Source organism: Stenotrophomonas sp., assembly GCF_032066555.1.
Classification (GTDB): domain Bacteria; phylum Pseudomonadota; class Gammaproteobacteria; order Xanthomonadales; family Xanthomonadaceae; genus Stenotrophomonas.
In genome coordinates, this window is sequence record NZ_DAMBKV010000008.1 from 42,714 (window position 1) to 49,195 (window position 6,482).

Sequence of the window (6,482 nt, forward strand, 5' to 3'; positions counted from 1 at the left end):
TGATGTGCGAATGTCCGAATTGACCAATATCCAGACCCTGTTGCAGATCATGGCGCGCCTGCGCGATCCCCAGGGCGGATGCCCCTGGGACCTGGAGCAGGACTTCGCCAGCATCGCGCCGTACACCGTCGAGGAGGCTTATGAGGTTGCCGATGCCATCGACCGCAATGACCTGCCGGATCTGAAGGACGAGCTCGGCGATCTGCTGCTGCAGGTAGTGTTCCATGCACAGATGGCCAGCGAGCAGGGCGCCTTCGATTTCGGCGATGTGGTGGCCTCGATCAGCAACAAGATGATCCGCCGCCACCCGCATATCTTCGGCAATGCCGAGGTCAGCGACGCCGACGAAGTGCTGGCCAACTGGGACCAGATCAAGCGCAGCGAGCGCGCCGCCAAGGGCGAGCAGGATGATTCGGCATTGGCCGGCATTTCGCGTGGACTGCCGGAGTGGCTGCGTGCCACCAAGCTGCAGTCGCGTGCTGCGCGCACCGGCTTCGATTGGCCCGATGCGGTGCCGGTACTGGACAAGCTGCGTGAGGAAATCGACGAACTGCAGGCCGAGTTCGAGCTTGCTGCCGCCGGCGCCGACAACCAGGTCCGGCTGCAGGAGGAACTGGGTGACGTGTTGTTTGTCTGCGCCAATCTTGCCCGCCACGCCAAGGTCGATAGCGGCACCGCCCTGCGCCATGCCAACCACAAGTTCGAACGCCGTTTCCGTGCCATGGAGGCGCTGGCGGCCGCTCGCGGAACCGCGATGCCACAGCTGGACCTGCAACAGCAGGAGGCCTTGTGGCAGCAGGTGAAGCAGCAGGAGAAGGATTCCGCGCGATGAAGACCTTCGCGCTGTTCCTGCTCACCGCGTTGGCGGAGATCGTCGGCTGCTATCTGCCGTGGGTCTGGCTGCGGCAGCAGGGCAGCCCGTGGTTGCTGCTGCCAGCTGCCGCCAGCCTGGCCCTGTTCGCCTGGCTGCTGACCCTGCATCCGGCGGCCAGCGGGCGGGTCTATGCCGCTTACGGCGGCGTCTATGTCTGCGTGGCGCTGCTGTGGTTGTGGCTGGTGGACTCGGTCAAGCCCACCCGCTGGGACCTGCTCGGCGGTGGCCTCTGCCTGCTCGGCATGGCGGTGATCATGTTCGCCCCACGCAGCAACTGAAGCGCCTATGCTGGCGGCATCCAGTCCCGGGTGCCGGCCATGTCAGGATTCAGCAGCTTCCGTGCGTTCTACCCGTTCTACCTGAGCGAACACAGCAACCGCACCAGTCGCCGCCTGCATTTCATCGGCAGCTGCGGCGTGCTGCTGTGCGTGGCGATGCTGCTGTGGACCGGTCAGCTGCGCTGGCTCGGTTTCGCCCTGTTGTGTGGCTATGGATTCGCCTGGGTAGGGCACTTTTTCTTCGAGAAGAACCGACCGGCAACCTTTCGCCATCCGCTCTATTCATTTGCCGGTGACTGGGTGATGTTCGTCGATATCCTGCGCGGGCGGGTGCGCCTGTGAGCCCGCTCAGGCAGTTGCCCGGGCTGTGGCTATACTCGGCCCATCAATCAGCACAAGGAGTGGTCGGATGAGCGGCGGAGCAGCGGTGTTGGCGTTGGTGGTCACGGTGGCCGGCATCATCGTGCTGTTCAAGACGGTGCGGATGGTGCCGCAGGGCTATGAATGGACGGTGGAACGGTTCGGCAAGTACACGCACACGATGAGCCCGGGCCTGCATTTCCTGTTTCCGGTGGTCTATGGCGTCGGCCGCAAGGTGAACATGATGGAGCAGGTGCTGGACGTGCCCAGCCAGGATGTCATCACCAAGGACAATGCGGTGGTGCGGGTGGATGGCGTGGTGTTCTTCCAGGTGCTGGATGCGGCCAAGGCGGCCTATGAAGTGGCCAACCTGGAAGTGGCGATGATTGCCCTGGTGCAGACCAATATCCGTACCGTGATCGGCTCGATGGACCTGGACGAATCGCTGAGCCAGCGCGAGACCATCAACGCCAAGCTGCTCAACGTGGTCGACCACGCCACCAATCCGTGGGGCGTCAAGGTCACCCGCATCGAGATCAAGGACATCCAGCCACCGGCCAACCTGGTGCAGTCGATGCAGCAGCAGAAGATGGCCGAGCAGAACAAGCGTGCTGCGGTGCTTGAAGCCGAGGGTATCCGCCAATCGGAGATCCTGCGCGCCGAAGGCCAGAAGCAGTCGGCGGTGCTGGAAGCGGAAGGCCGCAAGGAGGCCGCGTTCCGCGACGCCGAGGCACGCGAGCGTCTTGCCGAAGCCGAGGCCAAGGCGACCGCGATGGTGTCCGATGCGATCGCCAACGGCAGTGTGCAGGCGATCAATTACTTCATCGCGCAGAAGTACGTGGAAGCCTTCGGTGAACTGGCCAATTCCCCCAACCAGAAGCTGGTGCTGATGCCGATGGAGGCTACCGGGGTGATCAGTTCCATTGCCGGCATTTCGGAACTGGCCAAGGAGGCATTCGCCAAGCAAGCCGACGCCAAACAGCCTGCACGCGGCAACCCGCCGCCGTTGGGGCGCTGAGCCATGCGCTGGGAGGTGGTGCTATGGGCGGCACTGGCGGTGGCCTTGTTTGCCGCCGAGGCATTGGCGCCGGGTGCCTTCATGTTGTGGATGGGGATAGCGGCGGCCGCAGTCTTCCTCACCGTCTGGGCGTTCGATGGCATGAGCCTGCTGCTGCAGGTCATCCTGTTCGTGGTGCTGAGTTTTGTCTCCATCCAGGTCTACCGCACCTGGTTCCGGCAGCGTGCGCGGCCCAGCGACCAGCCGCTGCTCAACCGCCGCGCCGAGCAGTTGATCGGGCGGGTAGTGACGCTGGAGCAGGCCATCAGTGCCGGTGTCGGCCGGGCCAAGGTCGACGATGCGTTCTGGGTGGTGGCCGGTCCGGACCTGCCCCAGGGCAGCACGGTGCGCGTGGTCGCGGTCGACGGCATGACCCTCAAGGTGCAGGCGGTCTGAATACTGCCGCGGCACTGCCGTTGTGGCGGTGCCGCAGGTTTTACACGTAACCATCTGGGATAATGGCGGTCCCCTTAGTGTGGAACGGCCATGACCCTGAAAACCCTGCTCAACGAAACCCACCGCTCACTCGGCGCCAAGATGGTCGACTTCGGCGGTTGGGACATGCCGATTCACTACGGCTCGCAGATCGACGAGCACAACCTGGTCCGCACGGCCGCCGGCATGTTCGACGTCAGCCACATGACGGTGGTCGACCTGAAGGGTGCGCGCACCCGCGAGTTCCTGCGCCAGCTGCTGGCCAACTCCATCGACAAGGTAAAGGTCAGCGGCAAGGCCCTGTACTCGTGCATGCTCAATGCGCAGGGTGGTGTCATCGACGACCTGATCGTCTACTTCCTGGCCGAGGACATGTTCCGGATGGTGGTCAACGCCTCCACCCGCGAGAAGGACCTGGCCTGGATCCGCCAGCATGCCGAAGCCTTCGGCGTCGAGGTGGTCGAGCGCGAAGACCTGGCCATCGTTGCCGTGCAGGGGCCGCAGGCGCGTGCCCTGGTCGCCGGCCTGGTAGCGGAGTCGGATCGTGCCGCGCTGGACAAGCTCGGCCGCTTCGCCGCATTGACTGTCAACTCCATCGACGGCGTTGAACTGTTCGTCGCACGCACCGGTTACACCGGCGAAGACGGTTACGAAGTGCTGCTGCCGCAGAGCGCGGTCGTCGCGTTCTGGAACGCGCTGCTGGCCGCTGGTGTGAAGCCGGCTGGCCTGGGCGCACGTGACACGCTGCGCCTGGAAGCCGGCATGAATCTTTACGGCCAGGACATGGACGAAGCCATCACTCCGTACGAGGCGGCGCTGGCTTGGACCGTGGCACTGGATGACCTGGCCGATGGCACGCCGCGTGCCTTCACCGGTCGCGCCGTGCTGGAAGCGCAGAAGGCCGCCGGCAACGCGCGGCAGATGATCGGACTGGTGATGGACGAGAAGGGCGTGCTGCGTCACGGCCAGAAGGTGCTCACCGCCAATGGCGAAGGCGAGATCCTGTCCGGCACCTTCTCGCCGACGCTGGGCAAGGCCATCGCCTTCGCGCGCGTGCCGGCGGGTGCGCCGGGTGACGTGCGCGTGGACATCCGTGGCAAGGAAGTGCCGGTGCGTATCGTGAAGTTCCCGTTCGTGCGTGACGGCCAGGCACAGGCCGGCATCAATCTTTGACCTGTAGGACCGGGCCGGAAGCGACCTCGCTTCCGGTTCGTTAAACTAGCGCTTCATCCCGACCACCGTTTTTCCGGAGTAGTTCCATGAGCGAGATCCCTGGCGACCTCAAGTTCCTCAAGTCCCACGAATGGGCCCGTGTCGAAGGCAGCAACCGCGTTACCGTCGGTATTTCCGATCATGCCCAGGGTTTGCTGGGTGACCTGGTCTACGTCGAACTGCCGGCTGTCGGTGACAGCGTGCAGGCTGGCGTTGGCGCTGCGGTGGTCGAGTCGGTGAAGGCCGCTTCCGACGTCTACAGCCCGGTGTCCGGCACCGTTGTCGAAATCAACGAAGCGGTGACCGACAAGCCGGAAACCATCAACGAAGATGCCTACGGCGAGGGTTGGCTGTACGTCGTCGAGCTGTCCGATCCGGATCAGTTGAACGACCTGCTCGGCCCGGACGACTATGCCGAGATGTTGGAGAACGAGGACCACTGAGTCCTGCCGCTCTCCGAAAAACGGCCGCTGTCAGCGGCCGTTTTTTTTTGCGGCGATGTCAGCATCAGGTGATGATCGGTGGTGATGAGGGCCGACGCGCGCTTGCCGCGATGCGTGCTTGAAGGTGCGAACCGACACCGGTGCGCGTCCTTGCCGATCGCGAAACGGTTCAAAAAGTTTGCGCAAAATCATCCACTGCGGATGCCAAACCTCGCCTTGGGCAAACTTTTTTTTGGTCGTCGGAAGCGATGGGTAGCAGGCATCGGTCGCATGCTTTGCGACGCTGTTGGAGTAGCGGCGAGATGGCGGCGCGTCTTCGTTGCTCAAACGAATAGTGCGCTTTTACCGATGTTTTTTTACTTTGTGTTTTTTCTGGAGGCCGCGGCAACGGTGTTGTGGCCATGCAATCGCGGGGCGCGCCGGGGCGGGCACGGCTGCGGAAGGCTGAAGGCTTCCGAAAAATATTTTGGAAAGATGGTTGACAGTAAAAAAAACCGTGATTAGGTTTCGCCCAGCAGACCTTTCCTGCGGAAGCGAGTGAGCCGGATCAACATTCAGACGCGAAGCACAACTTGGACGTCCGCCAGGATTCTCTTGATGGTGGAGCAGGAGTCGCTTCCTTCCGCGAAACACCCCCCTGATTTCTATCTGGCACCCGCAGCGGGAACCGTAGCGGGTGTTTCTGTATCCGTCACGATGCGCTAGACGCGTCGTCGGTCCTCCGCCGAACACCGCGGATTTGCTTCAACTGGGCATTTCAATTCCATAGATCACTGACGAGGAACAAACCATGGCTACGAAGAAAGCAGCTAAAAAGCCGGCCGCCAAGAAGGCGGTGAAGAAAGTCGCCAAGAAGGCTGCCGTGAAGAAGGTTGCCAAGAAGGCAACCGCCAAGAAGGCAGTGAAGAAGGTCGCCAAGAAGGCTGTTGCCAAGAAGACCGTGAAGAAGGCAGCCGCCAAGAAGACCGTCAAGAAGGCAGCCGCCAAGAAGACCGTGAAGAAGGCAGCTGCCAAGAAGACCGTCAAGAAGGCCGCAAAGAAGGTTGCCAAGAAGGCAACTGCCAAGAAGGCCGTGAAGAAGGTTGCCAAGAAGGCAACTGCCAAGAAGGCCGTGAAGAAGGTTGCCAAGAAGGCAGCTGCCAAGAAGACCGTCAAGAAGGTTGCCAAGAAGGCAGCTGCCAAGAAGGTCGTAAAGAAGACCGCCAAGAAGGTCGCCGCCAAGAAGCCGGCCGCCAAGAAGGTAGCTGCGAAGAAGAAGCCGGCCGCTCGCAAGAAGAAGGCCGCTCCGGTTGCGCTGCCGGCTACCCCGGCGCCGCTGATCTGATCCAGCTCCACTAGCAACACCTGAAACTCCTTCCCCGACTGCCCAGCGGGGAGGGAGTTTTTTTATGCGCGGACCGAACTGGCGCGTACCGGGCAGGCCGACCGCTTCGGTAGTGCCGGGCCATGCTCGGCAGCAGCCCAGCATTGAGCGCTGTCCCAGCCGCGCAGCCATATCCACAGTGCAGGAGTGAGGTCTGGTTTGTGGGAGTGGCGCAAGCCGCGCAGCTGACGATGTATCTGTCCGGGCAATGCCTGTGCGTCGATGGGATATCTGACTTCAGCAGTGCCGGTTTGCCGCGATCCTGCTGTCCGTGTCATCCCGAGGTTGTCGACTTCGCGGCTTACGCCGCCCCTGCACGAGGGGCGCTGTGGCTTTCGGTTTGCTGGTAAAGCCCCTGCCGAGCATGGCTCGGCACTACCGGAGCGGCGAGCTTGGTCGAGACCTCGATCGATGCCGAGGAACCGAGCCCTCCCCTTGCCTGCGGCAAAGGGAGGGTTGG

Annotated in this window: 9 protein-coding genes; 8 read left to right on the forward strand and 1 reads right to left on the reverse strand. The window is 62.7% G+C overall.

What is annotated here, in order from left to right:
• The first annotated feature begins 10 nt into the window (after positions 1-10).
• From mazG to gcvH, 7 genes are all read left to right on the forward strand, one after another.
• The gene (gene mazG / locus RT131_RS11190; protein ID WP_313172893.1) at positions 11-832 is read left to right on the forward strand and encodes a nucleoside triphosphate pyrophosphohydrolase; all 822 of its coding nucleotides are present in this window, start codon (positions 11-13) and stop codon (positions 830-832) included.
• Positions 829-1,152, forward strand: coding sequence for a YnfA family protein (locus RT131_RS11195; protein ID WP_313172894.1), 324 nt, complete (start codon positions 829-831; stop codon positions 1,150-1,152). The genes mazG and RT131_RS11195 overlap by 4 nt, the downstream gene beginning before the upstream one ends.
• A gap of 39 nt (positions 1,153-1,191) precedes the next feature.
• On the forward strand, positions 1,192-1,494 hold the full coding sequence (locus RT131_RS11200; protein ID WP_313172895.1) for a DUF962 domain-containing protein: 303 nt from the start codon (positions 1,192-1,194) through the stop codon (positions 1,492-1,494).
• A 67-nt stretch (positions 1,495-1,561) separates the two neighbouring features.
• On the forward strand, positions 1,562-2,530 hold the full coding sequence (locus RT131_RS11205; protein ID WP_313172896.1) for an SPFH domain-containing protein: 969 nt from the start codon (positions 1,562-1,564) through the stop codon (positions 2,528-2,530).
• Positions 2,531-2,533: 3 nt separating this feature from the next.
• Complete coding sequence (locus RT131_RS11210) at positions 2,534-2,965, forward strand: NfeD family protein (RefSeq protein WP_313172897.1); 432 nt, start codon at positions 2,534-2,536, stop codon at positions 2,963-2,965.
• Positions 2,966-3,055: 90 nt separating this feature from the next.
• On the forward strand, positions 3,056-4,177 hold the full coding sequence (gene gcvT, locus RT131_RS11215; protein WP_313172898.1) for a glycine cleavage system aminomethyltransferase GcvT: 1,122 nt from the start codon (positions 3,056-3,058) through the stop codon (positions 4,175-4,177).
• An 86-nt stretch (positions 4,178-4,263) separates the two neighbouring features.
• A complete protein-coding gene (gene gcvH / locus RT131_RS11220) occupies positions 4,264-4,659 on the forward strand; it encodes a glycine cleavage system protein GcvH (protein WP_313172899.1) in 396 nt (131 codons plus the stop codon).
• Positions 4,660-4,689: 30 nt separating this feature from the next.
• On the opposite strand, the gene RT131_RS11225 is transcribed toward gcvH, so the two are convergent.
• On the reverse strand, positions 4,690-4,986 hold the full coding sequence (locus tag RT131_RS11225; RefSeq protein ID WP_313172900.1) for a hypothetical protein: 297 nt from the start codon (positions 4,984-4,986) through the stop codon (positions 4,690-4,692).
• 463 nt (positions 4,987-5,449) lie between these two features.
• Between RT131_RS11225 and RT131_RS11230 the strand changes: the two genes are divergently transcribed.
• Entirely contained in the window at positions 5,450-5,983 is a 534-nt protein-coding gene (locus RT131_RS11230; RefSeq protein ID WP_313172901.1) for a hypothetical protein, read from the forward strand.
• The last annotated feature ends 499 nt before the right edge of the window (positions 5,984-6,482 follow it).